At 71.2% G+C, this 18,721-nt stretch carries 13 protein-coding genes and 1 pseudogene; 3 read left to right on the top strand and 11 right to left on the bottom strand.

All coding sequences use genetic code 11. The features are described 5' to 3' along the window. Positions 1-189: 189 nt before the first annotated feature. The 11 genes and pseudogenes from ftsZ to ABZT49_RS21605 form a co-directional block, all read right to left on the bottom strand. Complete coding sequence (ftsZ, locus tag ABZT49_RS21650; protein WP_355288847.1) at positions 190-2,055, bottom strand: cell division protein FtsZ; 1,866 nt, start codon at positions 2,053-2,055, stop codon at positions 190-192. A gap of 114 nt (positions 2,056-2,169) precedes the next feature. Beyond that, positions 2,170-3,495, bottom strand: a complete 1,326-nt coding sequence (gene ftsA / locus ABZT49_RS21645) for a cell division protein FtsA (protein ID WP_109957878.1) — start codon at positions 3,493-3,495, stop codon at positions 2,170-2,172. A 100-nt stretch (positions 3,496-3,595) separates the two neighbouring features. Then, positions 3,596-4,615: a cell division protein FtsQ/DivIB gene (locus ABZT49_RS21640; RefSeq protein WP_355288845.1), complete on the bottom strand. Its 1,020-nt coding sequence runs from the start codon at positions 4,613-4,615 to the stop codon at positions 3,596-3,598. A gap of 124 nt (positions 4,616-4,739) precedes the next feature. After that, a pseudogene (locus tag ABZT49_RS34310) lies at positions 4,740-4,851 on the bottom strand (D-alanine--D-alanine ligase); the annotation flags it as partial. A gap of 244 nt (positions 4,852-5,095) precedes the next feature. Further along, a complete protein-coding gene (gene murB, locus ABZT49_RS21635) occupies positions 5,096-6,016 on the bottom strand; it encodes a UDP-N-acetylmuramate dehydrogenase (protein WP_355288844.1) in 921 nt (306 codons plus the stop codon). Continuing rightward, a complete protein-coding gene (locus ABZT49_RS21630) occupies positions 6,013-6,693 on the bottom strand; it encodes an endonuclease domain-containing protein (RefSeq protein WP_355288842.1) in 681 nt (226 codons plus the stop codon). Before ABZT49_RS21630 ends, murB begins: the two co-directional genes overlap by 4 nt. Positions 6,694-6,708: 15 nt before the next feature. After that, a complete protein-coding gene (gene murC / locus ABZT49_RS21625; protein ID WP_109970381.1) occupies positions 6,709-8,124 on the bottom strand; it encodes a UDP-N-acetylmuramate--L-alanine ligase in 1,416 nt (471 codons plus the stop codon). Positions 8,125-8,227: 103 nt separating this feature from the next. Next, a complete protein-coding gene (locus tag ABZT49_RS21620) occupies positions 8,228-9,343 on the bottom strand; it encodes a UDP-N-acetylglucosamine--N-acetylmuramyl-(pentapeptide) pyrophosphoryl-undecaprenol N-acetylglucosamine transferase (protein WP_355288840.1) in 1,116 nt (371 codons plus the stop codon). A gap of 106 nt (positions 9,344-9,449) precedes the next feature. Continuing rightward, positions 9,450-10,589, bottom strand: a complete 1,140-nt coding sequence (locus ABZT49_RS21615; protein WP_355288838.1) for a putative peptidoglycan glycosyltransferase FtsW — start codon at positions 10,587-10,589, stop codon at positions 9,450-9,452. Positions 10,590-10,725: 136 nt separating this feature from the next. Beyond that, positions 10,726-10,968 (bottom strand): hypothetical protein, encoded by a 243-nt coding sequence (locus ABZT49_RS21610; protein WP_093568993.1) that lies wholly within the window; start codon positions 10,966-10,968, stop codon positions 10,726-10,728. Positions 10,969-11,308: 340 nt separating this feature from the next. Next, entirely contained in the window at positions 11,309-11,935 is a 627-nt protein-coding gene (locus ABZT49_RS21605; protein ID WP_355288836.1) for a ParB-like protein, read from the bottom strand. Between the two features lie 541 nt (positions 11,936-12,476). Between ABZT49_RS21605 and ABZT49_RS21600 the strand changes: the two genes are divergently transcribed. From ABZT49_RS21600 to ABZT49_RS21590, 3 genes are all read left to right on the top strand, one after another. Next, positions 12,477-13,787 carry an efflux RND transporter periplasmic adaptor subunit gene (locus ABZT49_RS21600; protein WP_355288835.1) on the top strand — a complete coding sequence of 437 codons (1,311 nt, stop codon included), beginning with the start codon at positions 12,477-12,479 and terminating at the stop codon, positions 13,785-13,787. A gap of 63 nt (positions 13,788-13,850) precedes the next feature. Continuing rightward, positions 13,851-16,988, top strand: coding sequence for a CusA/CzcA family heavy metal efflux RND transporter (locus tag ABZT49_RS21595; protein WP_355288833.1), 3,138 nt, complete (start codon positions 13,851-13,853; stop codon positions 16,986-16,988). A gap of 5 nt (positions 16,989-16,993) precedes the next feature. After that, on the top strand, positions 16,994-18,715 hold the full coding sequence (locus tag ABZT49_RS21590; RefSeq protein WP_355288831.1) for an efflux transporter outer membrane subunit: 1,722 nt from the start codon (positions 16,994-16,996) through the stop codon (positions 18,713-18,715). Positions 18,716-18,721: the final 6 nt, after the last annotated feature.

The raw sequence follows: 18,721 nt of genomic DNA, 5'->3' as shown, positions 1-18,721 counted from the left end.
TTCTCAAAAGCTTGAACAACGCGTAAACCCCGGGGCCGGGCGGCCTCGGGGTGTGTCTTTTGGGCGGCACCGGCGCCCTCCGTGGCAGGATCGTGGCGCCCGGCGCGGGCGCCGGGGCCTCACCGTCCGGTGCAGGCCCCGGACGGGCCCGACGTCAGGCCTGGCCCGACGTCAGGCTCGGCCCAGGCGTCAGTTGGCCTGGCGGCGCAGGAAGGCCGGGATCTCGAGCTGATCGTCGTCCATCATGCGGGTGCCGGCCGGCACCGCACGGCCCTGCGGGTCGAGGTTGCCCTGCGCCGGGCGGTAGCCCTGGGGCTGCGCCGGGTAGCCGCCCTGCGGCGCGTAGGCCTGCTGCGGGGCGGGCTGGCGCGGGGCCGGGGCGGCGTGGTGCTGCACCGGCGCCTGGTGCACCGGAGCCTGGCGCGGCGCCGGCTGCGGGGCATGCTGCATCGGGGCATGCGCCGCCGGGGCCTGCTGCGCCGCACCTTGAGCCGGGTGGCCGGCCTCGTCCTCGCGCCGGCCGCCGAAGCCGACGGTGGCGAGGCGGCGCAGGAGCGAGGTGCGCTTGGCGTCCGGGGTCACCTGCTGCACCGGCTCCTCGCCGCGGCTGGCCCGGATCTGGTTCTGGGCCGGTATCGGCAGGTCCTGGACCCGGGGCATGCGCGGCGCGCGCACCACCGCCGGGGACGGCGGGATGAACGGGCCGGAGGCCATCGGCATCTGCGGCTCGTGCTGCGGCGCCGGGGCCGGCTCGTAGACCGGGGCGGGACGCGGCTGGGCCGGGGTGATCTGCACCTCGTCGCGCATCAGGCCGGCGGCCTGGTGGGTGCCGGGCATCTCCATACGGACGGGCTCGGGCGCGGGCATCGCGGCGTGCACCGGGGTATGCATCGGGGCGTGCGCCACCGGCTCCGGCGCCGGGGCCCGCGCTACCGGGGCCTCGGCGGGACGAAAGGAGGCGGTGGAGGGAGGCGCCGACGGGGCGGCGGCCCGGGCCCGGGCCTCGGCGCGCAGGCGCTCGGCGACCTCGGCGATGCGCTGCTCGGTCTGGGCGATCTCCGGCGAGCCGATCGCGTTGGCATTGATCAGCGCCGGCTCGATGCCGGTGGCGACCACCGAGACCCGAATGATGCCGTCGAGGCTCTCGTCGAAGGTGGCGCCCAGGATGATGTTGGCGTCGGAATCGACCTCCTCGCGGATGCGGGTGGCGGCCTCGTCGAGCTCGTAGAGGGTCAGGTCGTTGCCGCCGGTGATCGAGATCAGCAGGCCGCGGGCGCCCTTCATCGAGACGTCGTCGAGGAGCGGGTTGGCGATCGCGGCTTCCGCGGCGCGGTTGGCGCGCTTCTCGCCGGACGCCTCGCCGGTGCCCATCATCGCCTTGCCCATGCCGCGCATGATCGCCCGCACGTCGGCGAAGTCGAGGTTGATGAGACCCTCCTTCACCATCAGGTCGGTGATGCAGGCGACGCCCGAATAGAGCACCTGGTCGGCCATCGCGAAGGCGTCGGCGAAGGTGGTCTTCTCGTTGGCGACCCGGAACAGGTTCTGGTTCGGGATCACGATCAGGGTATCGACGGCCTGCTGCAGCTCGTTGATGCCCGACTCGGCGGTGCGCATGCGGCGCACGCCCTCGAACTGGAACGGCTTCGTCACCACGCCGACCGTCAGGATGCCCATGTCGCGGGCGGTGCGGGCGATGACCGGGGCGGCGCCCGTGCCTGTGCCGCCGCCCATGCCGGCGGTGATGAAGCACATATGGGCGCCCGAGAGCTGATCGCGGATCTCGTCGATCACCTCCTCGGCGGCGGCGCGGCCGACATCCGGCTGCGAGCCGGCGCCGAGCCCTTGCGTCACCCCGATGCCCATCTGGATCACGCGCTCGGCCTTCGAGGAGGTCAGCGCCTGGGCGTCGGTGTTGGCGACCACGAACTCGCAGCCGAGCAGGCCCGACTCGATCATGTTGTTGACGGCGTTGCCGCCGGCGCCGCCGACGCCGAACACGGTGATGCGGGGCTTCAGTTCGCGGATGTCCGGAGCTTGCAGGGAGATGGCCATGATGCGCGAGCCTCTGATGATCGTTACGTTTCTGGTGGCGCCGCTAAGCGCCGTTTGCCGTCCCGCCTCTCCGGCGCGGCCCGTTTCCGGGGCCCGCGCCGGGAGGCGATCCCGTTAGAAGCTCTCCCGGATCCAGCGTCCGACCTTGGAGAGGTAGGTGTCGGAACCGAGGCCCGCGTGGCCGGACTGGCCGCGCGGCTCGAAATGCTCGACATGCGAGACCTGGGGGTAGACCAGGAGGCCGACGGCGGCCGAGAAGGCCGGTCCCTTGGCGGCCTCGGGCAGCCCCTTGATGCCGAGCGGCCGGCCGATCCGGACCTGGCCCTGCAGGATGCGGCGGGCGACCTCCGGCAGCCCGACGAGCTGGCTGGCGCCGCCGGTCAGCACCACCCGGCGCCCGGCCTGGGCGGCGAAGCCCGCGTTGCGCAGGCGGTCGCGCACCAGTTCCAGCACCTCCTCGACCCGCGGGCGGATGATCCGCACGAGGTGCGATTTCGGGATGTGGTGCGGCAGGTCGCGCTCGTCCTCGTCGACGCCGTGGACCGCGATCATGTCGCGCTCGTCGGACGCCGTCGCCATGGCGGCGCCGTAGAGGGTCTTGAGCCGCTCGGCCGCCGCCACCCGGGTCGAGAGGCCGCGGGCGATGTCCATCGTGACGTGGTGGCCGCCGACCGCCAGCGCGTCGCAATGGACGAGGTGGCCGCCGGAGAACACCCCGACGCTCGTCGTGCCGCCGCCCATGTCGACGACCGCGACGCCCATCTCGGCCTCGTCGTCGACCAGCGCCGAGAGGCCGGAGGCGTAGGGGGTGGCGATCACCGCCTCGACCCGCAGGTGGGTGTTCTCGACCGCCAGCATCAGGTTGCGGGCGGCGGCGATCTCGGCCGTGACGACGTGCAGGTCGACGCCGAGGCGCTCGCCGAGCATGCCCGACGGGTCGACCACCGCGCTCTGCTGGTCGAGGGAGTAGCCGGTCGGCAGGGCGTGCAGCACCGCGCGCCCCGGGCTGATGCTGTGGGTGCTCGCCGCTTCCAGCACCCTTTGCACGTCGGAGCCGGTGACGGCGCCGGTGCGCACCGGGACCTTGGCGTCGAAATGCTGCGAGCCGAGCCGCCCGCCCGAGAGGCTGACGATGACCGACTGCACCTCGACCCGGGCCATGCGCTCGGCGGCGTGGACCGCCTGGCGGATCGCGGTCTCGGCCGCCTCGAGATCGACCACGGCGCCGCCCTTGAGGCCGAGCGAGCGCTGGTGGCCGATGCCGATGATGCGGGCGAGGTGGGTGCGGCCGCGCAACGTCGCCAGCGTCTCGACCGGCTGCAGCTCGGCGACGAGGCAGACGATCTTGCTGGTGCCGATGTCGAGCACCGACAGGGTCGCGCTGCGGCGCGCCGAGAGCGGCTTTAAGCGCGGCGTGAGACCGTGCTGGAGGAGACTCATGACGCGACGCTCACGGACGAGGAAACGGTGATGGCGGGGCGGGTGGAACCGGCGGGAGCGGGTCCGGGAAGACCGGCGGGCGTCACGTCTCGCGCGCGGGTCATGTCTCGGTTCCCTTCGGTTTCTTCTGCTTCTTCTGGGCCTCCAGGCGTGCCGCCGCGCCCTCCTCGGTCAGCCGCACCACCACCCGGTCGGGCAGCCGCAGGTCGACCGCGATGATGTCCTTCTCGAGCAGGCTCGACTCGGCCTCGAGCTTGACGAGGCGGGTCACCGCGTCGCGGGCGCCGGCCTCGGGCAGGCGCACGTCGATGCCGTCGAGCTTGAGGGTCCAGCGCCTCCCCGAGACCAGCGTGCCGGCCCGGATCCGTTCCCGGAGGGGCCCGGCGGCCTCGAGCAGCGCGAGGTACTCCTTGGTGCGCAGGTTCGCCTCGTCGCCCACCACCAGTGGCAGGTCGGCGAAGCGGCCGTCGCGCATCTGGTCGATCACCGTGCCGTCGGCGGCGATCACGGCGATCTCGCCGTTGCGCTGCCACAGGGCGCTCGGCTCGCGCTCGGTGAGCGTGACCAGGAGCTCGCGCGGGTAGATCTTGCGCACCGAGACCGCACCGATCAGCGGCACGGTGGACAGGCGGTCGCGCACGTCGACCACGCTGAGGAAGGGCAGCGAGTTGCGCTGGTCGATGCCGGCGGCCTTCAGGATCTCGGCCGAGCGCAGCTGGACCAGTCCGGTGATCGTGACCTTGTCGAGGCCGAAGCCCAGAGCGCGGGCGGCCATGTCGAAGGGGGTGCCGTAGCGGGCCGAGACCTCGGCGTAGCCGCCGCCGGACACGAAGCCCGCCGCGGCGACGAGGCCGAAGAACCCGAAGGCCAGGCCCATCCCGAGATGGCGCGGCATCCGCCGCTCGATCGGCACCGCCACCGAGGCGCGCCGCGGGCGCAGGAAGCGCGGCAGGACGCGGGCGAGACGCGACTCGCCGTGGCGCAGGTCGCCGAGCCGCGCGTCGCGCGAGGGACCGCCCCAGGTCGGCGCCGTCCCCGGCTGGGGAGCGGGCATGCCGGCCTCCTCGCCGGCATAGCCGGCGTCGGTCAGCGGCTCAGGGAAGCGTCCACCACCATCCATGGGGCGAGTTCACCGAAAACGATACCCGGCACGGGCTGCGATCTCCGGCGCATGGCGGTCTCGGGTCGTCCGGGCCTCGCCGTGCTGCTCCGCCGCACCACCGGCATACCGGCCGGAGCCGGGATGTCGTCGTCGCGAGGGGTCGGCACGGCTCACGCCCGGCATCCAAGTGCTTGATGCGCCGTTAACGCCAACTCTCGAACTCGCTGGTAAATATCCGGTAAAATTTTCGGCCGGCGCACAGCGATCGCGCAGCCCCGGCGCCGAGGGGCCACGCCGGTGCGGCAGGCCGGCCGCGGATCGCATCGGAGCCGGTAAACGCCGATTTATCAATAGCTTAATGGCTAGAATGGGAGCCCGTTCCGCGGGCCGGGACCGGTCCCGGCGGGGGTCGAGCGGTCCCGCGGCGGCGCGGGGCCGGGACGGCCCATATGGTTACCGTCGCGACCCGGGCGGGCGCCGCCGGGGGTGATTCGCGAATCAGCGCGCGGCGACGCCGATGCGCTTGATCTCCCAGTGCAGCTCGACGCCGGAGGTCGCGCGCACCCGCGTCCGCACCTCCTCGCCCAGACCCTCGATGTCGGCCGCGGTAGCGCCGCCGCGGTTGATCAGGAAGTTGCAGTGCATCTCCGACACCTGCGCGCCGCCGCGGGTGAGCCCGCGGCAGCCGGCGGCGTCGACGAGCTGCCAGGCCTTGCCCCCGGGCGGGTTCTTGAAGGTCGAGCCGCCGGTGCGCTCGCGGATCGGCTGCGCCGCCTCCCGGGCCGCGGTGACCCGGTCCATCTCGGCCTCGATCGCAGCCCGGTCGCCGGGCCGGCCGCGATAGGTCGCCTGGGTGAAGATCAGGTCGGCGGGCGCCGCGCAATGGCGGTAGGCGAAGCCCATCTCAGGCTGGGACAGGACGTGCAGGGTGCCGGCGCGGTCGACGGCGCGGGCCTCGACCAGCACGTCTGTGGTCTCGCCGCCATGCGCCCCGGCATTCATCCGGAGCGCCCCGCCGATCGAGCCCGGGATGCCGCGATAGAAGGCGAGACCTTCGAGCCCGGCCTCGGCCGCCGCGCGGGCGAGCTTCATGTCGGGCACGGCCGTGCCGGCCCGGATCGTCTCGCCCTCGATCGCGATCGACCCGAAGGCCTTGCCGCCGAGGCGGATGACGAGCCCCGGCACGCCACCGTCGCGCACGATCAGGTTCGAGCCGAGGCCGATCACCGTCACGGGCACGTCCGGAGGCAGGGCGGCCAGCGCCGCGGCGAGGTCCTCCTCGTCGGCGGGCGTGAACAGCATGTCGGCCGGCCCCCCGACCCGGAACCAGGTCAGGTCGGCGAGCGGATGGTCGGGCAGGAGGCGGCCGCGCAAGCGCGCGGGCTCCAGGGCGGCGAGGATGGCGGCGGAGGTCGTCATGGATCCGTTCGGGATGATGCAGGATGCCCCTCTCCGCACGCGGCGGGGCTGTCCGGAGACAGGAAAAGGCGCAGGCTCTCTCCTCTCCCCGCGGGCGGGGAGAGGGCCGAACCCTCGTTCAGAGGGTTTGGCAAGCCCGCAGGGCGGGGGTGAGGGGGTGTTTCCGGATGAGTCTCACTCGTCGAGACCCCCTCACCCTCGCTCCGGCTTCGCCTGCGCTTGCCGTGTCCCCTGGACGGCGACACGGCCCTCTCCCCGCCCGCGGGGAGAGGGGAAGCCCGCGCTTCGGCTTTCCCCGGACAGCCCTGCCACTCGCGGGGAGAGGAGGGGCGGCGCTCCATGATGGAGGCCAGGATGGTTTCGAGGACACCGGTCAGGTTGCGCGCGACCTCGCCATTCCAGAACCGGAGCACGCGCCAGCCCTGTGAAGCCAACCAAGCGTCACGCTCGCGGTCGTAGCCGCTTTCGGCGTGCTGGCTGCCGTCGAGTTCGACGACGAGCTTCGCCTCGCGGCAAGCGAAGTCCGCGAAATAGCGGCCGATCGGCAACTGACGCACGAACTTGGCTTCCGTCAGGCGCCGGTCGCGCAGGCGCGACCAGAGCGCCCGCTCGGCATCGGTCTGGGCCCGCCGCAGCGTGCGGGCCCGCGCCGTACCGGGATCGTCGGGGCCACGCATCCGTGCGTCAGCGCCTCACGCCGCCTTCTCGCCGCCCGAGGCGAGTTCGCCTGGGAGCGCGTAGGCCCATTGGGTGATGTTGCCGGCGCCCAAGCACACCACGTAGTCGCCCGGACCCGCGAGCCCGCCGACGATGCCGGCCAGGTCCTCGGTGCGCTCGAGCGCGATGGCGTTGCGGTGGCCGCGGGAGGTCAAGCCCGCCACGAGCGCGTCGCGGTCGATGCCCTCGATCGGCGCCTCGCCGGCGGCGTAGACCGGGGCGACGATCACCGTGTCGGCGTCGTTGAAGCAGGTGCAGAAATCGTCGAACAGCGAGGCGAGGCGCGAGTAGCGGTGGGGCTGCACCACCGCGATCACGCAGCCGTCGGTCGAGGCGCGGGCGGCCTTGAGCACCGCCCGGATCTCGACCGGGTGGTGGCCGTAATCGTCGAAGATCTGCACACCGTTCCACTCGCCGGTGCGGGTGAAGCGCCGCTTGACGCCGCCGAAATTCGCCAGCGCCTTGCGGATGGCGTCGGGCGACACGCCGAGCTCGTGCGCCACCGCCAGCGCCGCGGTGGCGTTCAGCGCGTTGTGCTTGCCCGGCATCGGCAGGACCAGGTCTTCCATTTCCATCCGGAAGCCGGGGCGGCGGTCGCGGATCATCACCCGGAACCGACTCTGGCCGCCCTTCAGGTCGACGTCGATCAGGCGGACATCGGCCTGCGGGTTCTCGCCGTAGGTGACGATGCGCCGGTCCTCGATGCGGCCGACGAGGTCCTGCACCGTCGGGTGGTCGATGCACATCACCGCGAAGCCGTAGAACGGGATGTTGTCAATGAAGGCGCGGAAGGCGTCCTTGATCGCGTCGAACGAGCCGAAATGGTCGAGGTGCTCGGGGTCGATGTTGGTGACGATCGCGATGTCGGCCGGCAGCTTCAGGAAGGTGCCGTCGGATTCGTCGGCCTCCACCACCATCCAGTCGCCCTCGCCCATGCGGGCGTTGGTGCCGTAGGCGTTGATGATGCCGCCGTTGATGACCGTGGGGTCGAGGTCGCCGGCGTCCAACAGGGTGGCGACGAGGGAGGTCGTGGTGGTCTTGCCGTGGGTGCCGGCCACCGCGACGCAGGACTTGAAGCGCATCAGCTCGGCCAGCATCTCGGCCCGGCGCACCACCGGCAGGCGGCGCTCGCGGGCGGAGACCAGCTCCGGGTTGTCGCGGCGGATCGCAGTCGAGACCACCACCAGGGCGGCGTCGGCCAGGTTCTCGGCCCGGTGGCCCACGAAGGTGCGGATGCCCTTCTCGTTCAGGCGGCGGACATTGGCATTGTCGGACGCGTCCGAGCCCTGCACCGTGTAGCCGAGATTGTGCATCACCTCGGCGATGCCGGACATGCCGATGCCGCCGATGCCGATGAAGTGGATGGGTCCGAGCTTGTTCGGCAGCTTCATGGAGTCGGGGTCCTTCAAGTCTTCTTGTTCGGTGACAGGCCCTGGCGGGCCGATAGTGTCTATGGGCGGCCGCTAACGGGCCAGCATGTTGTGTCGGCGGCCGCTAGCGGGCCGCACGGGCTGTCTCGACCACCAGGGCGGCGAGGCGCTCGGCGGCATCGGGCAGGCCGGCGCCCTTGGCGGCAGCCGCCGCCTGAGTGAGCCGGTCGGGATCGCCGAGCAGCGCGCCGAGATCGGCGGCCAGCCGCTCAGGGGTGAAGTCCGTTTGTGGTCTGGGAAAGGCGGCGCCGATTCGGCCGAGCACCGCGGCGTTCGCCGCCTGGTCCTGGTCGAGGGAGCCGGGCAGCGGCACCAGGATCGCGGGCCGCCCGATCACCGCCAGCTCCGCCACCGTCGAGGCGCCGGATCGCGCCACGACGAGGTGGGACGAGGCCATCTTGGCCGGCAGGTCCTTGAAGAACGGCGCCACCGTGAAGGCGGCGAGCCCCGCACCCTCGTAGAGCGCCTGCACCCGGGTGAGATCCTCGGACCTCGCCTGCTGGATCACCGTCAGGCGGGCGCGCAAGGGGGCCGGCAGCCGCACGACGGCATCGGGCACCACGTCGCTCATCACCCGGGCGCCCTGGCTGCCGCCGAAGGCGAGGAGCTGGAGCGGGGCATCGGGACCCACGGCCGGATAGGGCATCTCGGCCGCCGCCAGCACCGCCGGGCGGACCGGGTTGCCGGTATGGACGCGCCGCGCGGTCGCCTTGGGCGGAACGCCGCGCACCTCGGGGAAACCGGTGGCGATCACGCGGGCGCCGCGGGCCAAGAAGCCGTTGGCGCGGCCCATCACGGCGTTCTGCTCGTGCAGCAGGGTCGGCACCCGCAGCATCTGGGCGGCGAGCAGCGGCGGCACGGTGGGATAGCCGCCGAAGCCCACGACCACCGCCGGGTTGAGCCGGCGCACCTCGCGGAGCGCCGCCGCGAAGCCGCGCCCGAGGGTCGCGAAGGCGGTCACGCGGCGCAAGGGCGAGCGCCCGCTCGACGGGGTGGCGGAGGGCACCGCCACGATCTCGGCGGCCGGGAACTCGCCCGACAAGGCCGCGACCCGGCTGTCGGTGGCGAGCACGACCCGGATGCCGCGCTCGCGCAGGCGCAACGCCAGGGCCTCGGCCGGGAACAGGTGGCCGCCGGTGCCGCCGGCGGCGAGCAGGACGAGGGGCTGGGCGACGGTCATCGGGCGGCCGGGGTGCGGGGGACGGGCATGCGGTCTCCGGTCAGGAATCGGCGTCGAGGGGCCCCATGTGTCACGGCAGACCCCCGCGGTCACCCCTCGGATGGTTTTAGTGCGCCGCACCCTCGTCGCGGTTGAGGAGCGTGGTGCGCGGCCGGCGCCGGGTCAGGGCGACGAGGAAGCCCATCCCGAGGGCGAGCGAGATCAGCGACGAGCCGCCATAGGAGATGAACGGCAGGGTCATGCCCTTGGCCGGCATCATCCGGGTGTTCACCGCCATGTTGATGCAGGCCTGGAGGCCGAACAGGGCGGTGAGCCCGGTGATGGCGAGCCGGCAGAAGATGTCGTCGCTGCGCCGCGCCAGCATCAGGCCGCGCATCACGATGAAGGCGAACAGCAGCACGATGCCGATGCAGACGATGACGCCGAACTCCTCGCCCGCCACCGAGAAGATGAAGTCGGTATGCGCGTCGGGCAGGTGGCGCTTGGCGACGCCCTCGCCCGGGCCGGTGCCGAGCCAGCCGCCGGAATTGAACGATTCCTGCGACCAGAAGGTCTGGAAGTTGTCGCCCGAATCCTTGTCCATGAAGCGCTGGATGCGGGCCCGCACGTGGGGCAGGAACTCGTAGGCGGCCGCGACCCCGATGAGGCCGGCCCCGCCGAGGCCGCCGACCCAGAACCAGTGCAGCCCGGCGACGAACACCATGCAGCACCACACCATGGTGACCAGCATGGTCTGGCCGAAATCCGGCTGCAGGATCAGGGGCACGATGGTCATCGGCAGGAGCAGCACCGCGAGGCTGCCGCCCGGCATGTCGCGCCGGCGCGCGCCCTCCGCGAAGGCCCAGGCGGCCAGGATCACGAAGGCGGGCTTGACGAACTCGGAGGGCTGGACGCCGATCGGGCCGAACTGGATCCAGCGATGCGCGCCCTTGATCTCCGGCCCGTACTTGGTGGCCGCGATGCACAGCACGATGCCGAGGCTGTAGGTCACCAGCGCCATGCGCCGGATGTGGCGCAGGGACAGGAACGACACCGCCAGGATCAGGGCGATCGTCGGCAGCAGGTACATCACCTGCCGGTTGAGGAAATGGAAGGTCGGCAGGCCGAGGCGCTCGGCCACCGGCGGTCCTCCGGCCATCAGGAAGACCAGGCCGGCCGTCATCAGCACGCCGAGGCCGGCGAGCAGCGCCCGGTCGACGGTCCACCACCAGTCGCCGAGATGCGAGCGTTCCGCACGGGACATCATGGCTTGAAGGGCCCCTCGTTCACCAGCCCCGACCATCGGACGGAATGGTAAACCGAGTGTTGCAGCAGCACCGCAGCGAAGCGGAACGGCGTGGCGCGGCCGGTGGTTCTGAGCCCGACGGATCAGACGGGTCGGATCAACCCTGGAACATGCCGTGCGGCGCCAGCTCGAAGTGGCGGGCGTACTCGTCCTCCAGGGTTTCCCACGGCATCAGCATCACGCCATGCAGCGGCGCCGCCCCAGCCGTGAGCGCCCCGAAGCGCCGCAGGATCAGGGCGAGCTCGTAGGCCGTGATGTCGGGCTTCGGGGTGAACTTGTAGAAGTGGGTCTCGTTGTCGACCGGATCGGCACCCATGCTCTTCAAAAGCGAGTCGAACATGACGGAGGTCCCCCGTACCGGCGCGACGCCCCTCGCGCCGGTCGGAAGGTTAGGCCGGGTGGCGGCCTGCGGCAAATAAACTTGATGGGAGGGGGCGCTCGCCTCGCGCACCGGCGGGCGTGAGCCGAGACCTTCCGCAAGCGGGCCCTTCCATCGATATCTCTCCACGTCATCCCGGGGCCCGGCGCAGCTGGGAACCCGGGATCCATAACCGCTGGCAGAGCCGGACGAGGCGGTGCGCGTTCCGACTTTTTCTGACGCGTCAGCGGTTATGGATCCCGGGTTCCGCTGCGCGGCCCCGGGATGACGTGGAGGACATGCTTCCGGCCGGATGAAGGCTTCAATCCTCGTGCGGCCCGCACCACCCCGGCAGGTACACGGCCGCCTTGGAGCGGGCGAGCGACAAGGCCTCCTCCAGGGCGTCGGAGAAATCCTGCTTCACGTCCTTGCGCTTGATGTGCCGGCGCAGGAAATCGGCCCACAGGAACTCGCTGAACGGCGTCGTGTCCTTGGCGAAGCCTCCGGCGCGGCGCAGCTCGCCGGCGAGGCTGCGGAAGGGGTCATCGGCGAGGTCCGCGATGCTCTTCGGCAGGTCGCCGACGTCACGGCGCACGCCGTCCGCATCGTAGGGGTGGACCCAGGCGCGGTGGTCGGCGACGATCCAGAACGCGTCCTTCTCGAGGTGGTGCAGGTCGGCCACCACGAAGGTGAACACGCTCGCGACCCCCTCCTCCTGCAGCGCGCGGGCGAGGTGGTGGTGGTCGATGACGTAGCGGCGCTTCTTCGGCCCGAGCAGGACCGGGATCATGTGCGAGCCGAGGAACGCCTCGCGATCCTTGTCGTCGATCTCGCGCCAGCGCCGGCGCTTGGCCGCCACCTCCCGGTAGCCGACCGTCATCTGCGTCGGGCGCAGCTCGGCGATCGGCGTGCTGTGGAGAATCGGGTCGCGGACGGAGGAGCGGGGCATCGGAGGGATCATCGGCCTTTAAGCGCGCGGGACCCCCGCGCCGGACCATGAAGAGTTGGTCGCACCCTCCCCTGGGTCAAGGCGCCGGACTGATGCCACACGGTCTAACAGGCGCCGATCATCTCGTCCGAACGGATTAATCCCCGTCGCGGAAAATATTCTTTCGAGAGGTCCAAAGCCTTCACATCGATAATATTTTTCCCGTTCGACCACCGTCCGGCCGGGGTACGGACCCATGCCTCCGCTGCGGGTGGAGGGGCCTCAGGTCATCCTTGACTTGGCCTTGTTTTGCTCGCCTAGAGACGCCACGGGGCGCCGTCCGCGAGGCGCGGCGCCCCGGCCCGGATTCTGCTTCGCCGTCCGTCGCTGTCATGGATCTGACGCAGGGACAGGGCAGGACACCCGGGAGATCCCGGATTCGAGGCACAGACAGGGGTCGGTCGGCCGGCCCGGAACCGCTCGGACGCCGCCCCGTCGCAGGGTGGGAAGCCAGCGGTCCCTAGGACCCGGCCGCACCGCCCCTGCGATTGGTCGGCGCGCGATGGACACCAACAACCCTCTGACCAAGGAGCCTGTGACCTCCCGGGCGGCGCGGCGGCGCGGCGGCCTCGGCTGGGTCGTCACCATCCTCGTTCTCGCGGGCGCGGGCGCCGCGATTGGGTATGTGCCCGCCCTCGCGCCCGTCCGCGAGCGCCTGGAGGACCTCCTGGTGCAGCGCCAGGGGGTCGAGGGCCAGGCGCCCGAGGCCGGCGAGACCACGGCTCCTCCTGTCTTCCGGCCGAGCAAGCAGCAGCGCGCGAGCTTCGGCATCGAGACCGTGCAGGCCCGCGACTTCCGGCCGGAAGGGTTCGCCGAGGGGCGCATCACCGTCAACGAGGACGACAACGTCCCGGTCTACACGCCCTATGCGGGCCGGGTGACCAAGGTGATGGTCCGGGCTGGCGACCGGGTGAAGGCCAACCAGGTCCTGTTCACCCTGGAGGCCGCCGACATGGTCTCGGCCCTCAACGACTTCCAGGCGGCGACGAACGCCCTCGCCAAGAACCAGGCCCTGCTCAAGCTCAACCAGACCGTGGCGGCCCGGCTCCAGGAGCTGTTCCAGGCCAAGGCGGTGGCGCTGAAGGACTGGCAGCAGGCCCAGAACGACGTGATCGCGGCGCAGAGCGACCAGCGCTCGGCGGAAGCCGCATTGCAGGCGGTGCGCAACCGCCTGCGCATCCTCGGCAAGTCGGATGCCGAGATCGACGCTTTCGCCAAGAGCGGCGCGATGAGCCCCGAGACCGAGATCCGCGCCCCGATCGCCGGCACCATCGTGCAGCGCAAGGTGGGCCTCGGCCAGTACCTCGCCGCAGGCAGCGACCCGGCCTTCGTCATCGGCGACCTCTCGACGGTGTGGCTCGTCGCCAACGTGCGCGAGAGCGAGGTGCCGCGGATCAAGCTCGGCCAGGAGCTCGAAGCCAGCGTGATCGGCTTCCCCGACCGGGTGTTCAAGGCGAAGATCGGCTACATGGCGGCCTCCCTCGACCCGGCGACGCGCCGCCTGCCGGTGCGGGCCGAAATCGACAATGCCGAGGGCCTGCTGCGGCCCGAGATGTTCGCGACCTTCACGATCCTGACCGGCCGCGACGAGAGCGCCCCGGCGATTCCCGCTTCCGCGATCGTCTACGAGGGCGCCCGGGCCCGGGTCTGGGTCGAGCGGCCGGACGGCACCATCGCGTCGCGGAACGTCACCCTCGGCCTCTCCGGCGGCGGCCTCGTCCAGGTCGTCGCCGGGCTGACGGTCGGCGAGCGGGTGGTGACCCGCGGCAGCCTGTTCATCGACCGCGCCGCCTCCGGCGACAAAGCTTCCTGATTCCCATCCTCCCGAGTTCGGCTTCCGCGAGCCCGTGATTCCAAACCCCGCGAGAGGGGCACCATGAACCGCCTGATCGACTTCGCCCTGCGCCAGCGGGTGCTGGTGCTGCTCCTCTTCATCGCGATGCTCGGGATCGGCTACGCGAGCTTCCAGCAGCTCAACATCGAGGCCTATCCGGACCCGGTGCCGCCGCTCGTCGACGTCATCACCCAGAATCCGGGCCAGTCGGCCGAGGAGATCGAGCGCTACATCACCATCCCGCTGGAGGTGCAGCTCGCCGGCATCCCCAACGCCACGGTGACGCGGACGATCTCGGTCTTCGGCCTCTCGGACGTGAAGATCCAGTTCACCTACGACTTCACCTACCAGGAGGCGCTCCAGCGCGTCCTCAACCGGCTGTCGCAGCTGGCACCGCTGCCGAACAACGCCCAGCCGCAGATCTCGCCGACGAGCCCGATCGGCGAGATCATGCGCTACCAGGTGGCGGGCCCGCCGGGCTTCTCCTCCACCGACCTGAAGACCCTGCAGGACTGGGTGCTGCAGCGCCGCTTCAAGGCGATTCCCGGCGTCGTCGACGTCTCGGCCTTCGGCGGCAAGACCAAGGAGTTCGAGGTCGCGGTCGACCTGCGCAAGCTCCAGGCGCAGGGGCTCACCCTGGTCCAGCTCGTCACGGCGCTCAACAATTCGAGCACCAATGTTGGTGGCCAGACCCTCAATGTCGGTGAGCAATCGGCGGTGGTGCGCGGCATCGGGTTGATCCGCGACATGGACGACATCCGCAACACCATGATCACGCAGGTCAACGGCGTGCCGGTGCTGGTGCGCGACGTCGCCGAGGTGTCGGTCAGCAACGCGCCGCGCCTCGGCATGGTCGGCCACGAGAATAACGGCGACATCGTCGAGGGCATCGTGCTCTTGAGCCGCGGCGGCCAGAGCCTGCCGACGATCCAGCGGGTCGAGGCCGAGATCCAGAAGATCAACGCGTCCGGCATCCTGCCGCCCGGCGTGCAGGTGGTGCCGCTCTACGACCGCAGCGCGCTCATCCACACCACCACCCACACGGTGATGCACAACCTCGTCTTCGGCGTGGTGCTGGTGTTCCTGGTGCAGTGGCTCTTCCTCGGCAGTCTGAAGAGCGCGATCATCGTCGCCGCCACCATCCCGTTCGCCCTGGGCTTCGCCATCACCATCATGGTGGCGCGGGGCGAATCCGCAAACCTTCTGTCCCTCGGCGCGATCGATTTCGGCCTCATCGTCGACGCGACGGTGATCATGGTGGAGAACATTTTTCGCCACCTCGCCGAGCACAAGGGACCGACGAAAACCGGCAGCGGGGTCAAGCTCGGGCTGATCGCGTCGGCCGCGCGCGAGGTCAACCGGGCGATCTTCTTCTCCGCCTCGATCATCATCGTGGGCTTCCTGCCGCTCTTCACCCTGACCGGCGTCGAGGGCCACATCTTCGGGCCGATGGCGAAGACCTACGCCTACGCGCTGGTCGGGGGATTGCTCGCCACCTACACGGTGTCGCCGGCGCTCTCGGCGCTCATCCTGCCGAACCACGTCGAGGAGCGGGACACCATCGTGGTGAAGATCCTGCGGGCGCTCTTTCGGCCGCTCCAGGGCTTCACCCTGAACAACCGGGTCCTGACCATCCTGATGACGCTGGCGATGCTCGGCTGCACGGGCGTGGCGATGCGCACACTCGGCCTCGAGTTCCTGCCGACGCTGGAAGAGGGCAACCTCTACATCCGCGGCACGATGCCGGCCTCAATCTCGCTGGAGGCCGGCAACCCTTACGTCGAGCGGATGCGCAAGCTGATCGGCTCCTACCCGGAGGTGACCACGGTCGTCTCGCACCAGGGCCGGCCCGACGACGGCACCGACGCCACAGGCTTCTTCAACGTCGAGATCTTCGCGCCCCTGAAGCCCGCCGACCAGTGGCGGCCCGGCCTCACCAAGGAGAAGCTGATCGACGAGATCTCGGCGCGCCTGCGCGAGGAGCTGCCCGGCATCGAGTTCAACTTCTCGCAATACATCCAGGACAACGTCCAGGAGGCGGCCTCGGGCGTGAAGGGCGAGAACTCGGTCAAGATCTACGGCACCGACCTCGAACAGATCACCCGCACCGCCAACGAGGTGAAGGCGGCCCTGGCGACGATCCCCGGGGTGACGGATCTGGCGGTGTTCACCTCGCTCGGCCAGCCGACGGTGCGGATCGACATCGACCGGGCGCGGGCCGCCCGCTACGGCCTGGCTCCCGGCGACATCGCCACCACGATCTCGGCGGCGATCGGCGGCCAGGCCGCCGGCGACCTCTACGAGTACGGCAGCGACCGCCACTTCCCGATGCGGGTGCGGCTGGCGCCGGAATACCGCCGCTCGCTGGAGACCATCCGCAACATCACGGTCGGGGTGACGACTCCGAGCGGCGGGGTGATGCAGGTGCCGCTCTCGGAGATCGCCCAGGTCCATCTCGTCTCAGGCGCCGCCTTCATCTACCGCGAGAACCAGGAGCGCTACATCCCGGTCAAGTTCAGCGTGCGCGGGCGCGACCTCGGCGGCGCGGTGATCGAGGCGCAACGCCGCGTCGCCGAGCAGGTCGAGCTGCCGGCCGGCTACCACCTCGAATGGGTCGGCGAGTTCACCAACCTCCAGGGCGCGATCGCGCGCCTCAAGCTCGTGGTGCCGGTGACGATCGGGCTGATCGCGCTCCTGCTCTACGTCAACTTCGCCTCGCTCACCGACACGCTGCTGACCTTGAGCGTGATCCCGATGGCGCTGATCGGCGGCATCTTCGCGCTGGTGCTCACCGGCACGGCGTTCTCGGTCTCGGCGGCGATCGGCTTCATCGCGCTGTTCGGCATCTCGACCATGGAGGGCGTGATCCTGCTCTCCTACTGCAACCAGCTGATGGACGAGGGCTGGGCGCGGGCCGAAGCCATCCACCACGCCGCCGACGTGCGGATGCGCCCGGTGATGATGACCTGCGTCGCGGCCTGCGTCGGCCTGCTGCCGGCAGCCGTCTCGACCGGCATCGGCTCGCAGGTGCAGAAGCCCCTGGCGCTGGTGGTGGTGGGCGGCATCCTGCTCGCGCCGATCCTGATCCTGGTGGTGCTGCCGGTGCTGATCGCGGCCTTCTCGCGCCACCGTCCGCGGGTGCCTGTCGCCCCGGCGCGACAGCCCGAGCCGGCGGAGTGAGCTAGATGCTGTCCCGACCCGACACGCTCTCCCCCGCCTCCGCCAGCATGCCCTCATCCATGCGCGCCCTCCTGCGCCTCTCGACCGCGATCACGGCCCCGCGCGCCGCCTCTGCCGTGTCCTCGGCGGAGCGCACGGTGACGGACGGCCCGGACCCGGACGAGACCGATCCGGGCGACGTTGGCTCGGGCGACGAGGCGGGACCCCGCCCCGCCGCGCGCACCGCGGCCCGCATCCTGGCGGCGGCGCTCGCGGCCGCCTCGGCCTCGGCCTGCATGGTCGGGCCCGATTTCCAGGGCGCGACGCCGCCGCCGGTCTCCCGCTACACCAGGGAGGGCTTGCGCAACCCGGACACCAGCGCCGAGAACCGCCGCAACGGCGCGCTCAGCCAGACCTTCGCGACCGGGCGCGACGTGCCGGGCGAGTGGTGGACGCTGTTTCGCTCGAAAGCCCTCAACAGCCTGGTGACCGAGGCGCTGGCCCGCAACCCGAACCTCGAGGCGGCCCAGGCCTCCTTGCGGGCGGCGCGGGCCACCACGGAGGCGCAGCGCGGCGCGCTCTTCCCGCAGGTCGGCTTCGGGGCGCAATCCTCGTACAACAAGGCCCCGGGCGGCGACCTGCAATCGCCGTTGAACGACAATTCGCTGCTCTACAGCCTCGTCACCCCGCAGGTGACGGTGAGCTTCGCCCCCGACGTGTTCGGCGGCACCCGTCGCGCCCTGGAATCGCAGGCGGCGCAGGCCGAGGGCCAGCTCTGGCAGCTGGAGGCGGCCTACCTCACGCTGAGTTCCAACGTCGTCGCGGCGGCGATCCAGGAAGCCTCCCTGCGGGCCCAGATCGCCGCGACCGAGAAGGTGATCCAGGCCCAGACCGACCTCCTGACCCTGATCACCAAGCAGCAGAATGCCGGTCAGGTCGCGGGTGCCGACGTGGTGCAGCAGACGGCCCTCCTGGCCCAGTCGCAGCAATTGCTGCCGCCCTTGCAGCGTGCGCTGGCGCAGCAGCGCAACCTGCTGACGGCGCTCGCCGGCCGCTTCCCGAGCGAGGAGGTGAGCCAGACCTTCACCCTCGCCTCGCTGCACCTGCCCCGCACCCTACCGGTGAGCCTGCCCTCGCGGCTGATCGAGCAGCGCCCGGACGTGAAGGCCGCGGAAGCCGCGGTCCACGCCGCGAGCGCCCAGGTCGGCGTCGCGGTGGCGAACCGCCTGCCGCAATTCACAATCTCGGGCGCGGTCGGCGCCAGCGCAACCAACTTCGCCGCCCTGCTCAACCCGGCCGCCAGCCTCTGGACCATCGCCGGCGCGGTGGCCCAGCCGCTCTTCGACGGCGGCACCCTCTTCCGGCGCCAGCAGGCGGCGGAGGAGACGCTGGTTGCGGCGCAGGCGCAGTACCGCGCCACCGTCATCACCGCCTACCAGAACGTCGCCGATGCCCTGCGCGCCCTCCAGGCCGACGGCCGCGCCGTGGCGGCCGCCAACGCCGCCGCCACGGCGAGCCGGCAGAGCGTGGAGCTGGTGCGCAAGCAGTTCGGCCTCGGCGCGGTCAGCAGCGCCTCGTTGCTCATCACCCAGTCGGCCTACCTCCAGGCCGTGGTGACCCAGGCCCAGGCGCAGGCCAACCAGTACGCGGACACGGCGGCCCTGTTCCAGGCGCTCGGCGGCGGGTGGTGGAACCGGCGCGACGTGAAGCCGGCGCGCGACCCGAAGGATCCGGCGCCGTTCCTGTAGCGCGTG

The organism is Methylobacterium sp. EM32, from assembly GCF_040593685.1.
Lineage (GTDB): Bacteria > Pseudomonadota > Alphaproteobacteria > Rhizobiales > Beijerinckiaceae > Methylobacterium.
The sequence above is the reverse complement of the archived record's forward strand: the minus strand, read 5'-3'. Positions and strand labels throughout refer to the sequence as shown.

What these genes read in the sequence shown, in the direction of transcription:
- ftsZ (WP_355288847.1), bottom strand. Translation starts at nt 2,055, where the DNA reads ATGGCCATCTCCCTGCAAGCTCCGGACATCCGCGAACTGAAGCCCCGC.
- ftsA (WP_109957878.1), bottom strand. Translation starts at nt 3,495, where the DNA reads ATGAGTCTCCTCCAGCACGGTCTCACGCCGCGCTTAAAGCCGCTCTCG.
- ABZT49_RS21640 (WP_355288845.1), bottom strand. Translation starts at nt 4,615, where the DNA reads ATGGATGGTGGTGGACGCTTCCCTGAGCCGCTGACCGACGCCGGCTAT.
- murB (WP_355288844.1), bottom strand. Translation starts at nt 6,016, where the DNA reads ATGACGACCTCCGCCGCCATCCTCGCCGCCCTGGAGCCCGCGCGCTTG.
- ABZT49_RS21630 (WP_355288842.1), bottom strand. Translation starts at nt 6,693, where the DNA reads ATGCGTGGCCCCGACGATCCCGGTACGGCGCGGGCCCGCACGCTGCGG.
- murC (WP_109970381.1), bottom strand. Translation starts at nt 8,124, where the DNA reads ATGAAGCTGCCGAACAAGCTCGGACCCATCCACTTCATCGGCATCGGC.
- ABZT49_RS21620 (WP_355288840.1), bottom strand. Translation starts at nt 9,343, where the DNA reads ATGACCGTCGCCCAGCCCCTCGTCCTGCTCGCCGCCGGCGGCACCGGC.
- ABZT49_RS21615 (WP_355288838.1), bottom strand. Translation starts at nt 10,589, where the DNA reads ATGATGTCCCGTGCGGAACGCTCGCATCTCGGCGACTGGTGGTGGACC.
- ABZT49_RS21610 (WP_093568993.1), bottom strand. Translation starts at nt 10,968, where the DNA reads ATGTTCGACTCGCTTTTGAAGAGCATGGGTGCCGATCCGGTCGACAAC.
- ABZT49_RS21605 (WP_355288836.1), bottom strand. Translation starts at nt 11,935, where the DNA reads ATGCCCCGCTCCTCCGTCCGCGACCCGATTCTCCACAGCACGCCGATC.
- ABZT49_RS21600 (WP_355288835.1), top strand. Translation starts at nt 12,477, where the DNA reads ATGGACACCAACAACCCTCTGACCAAGGAGCCTGTGACCTCCCGGGCG.
- ABZT49_RS21595 (WP_355288833.1), top strand. Translation starts at nt 13,851, where the DNA reads ATGAACCGCCTGATCGACTTCGCCCTGCGCCAGCGGGTGCTGGTGCTG.
- ABZT49_RS21590 (WP_355288831.1), top strand. Translation starts at nt 16,994, where the DNA reads ATGCTGTCCCGACCCGACACGCTCTCCCCCGCCTCCGCCAGCATGCCC.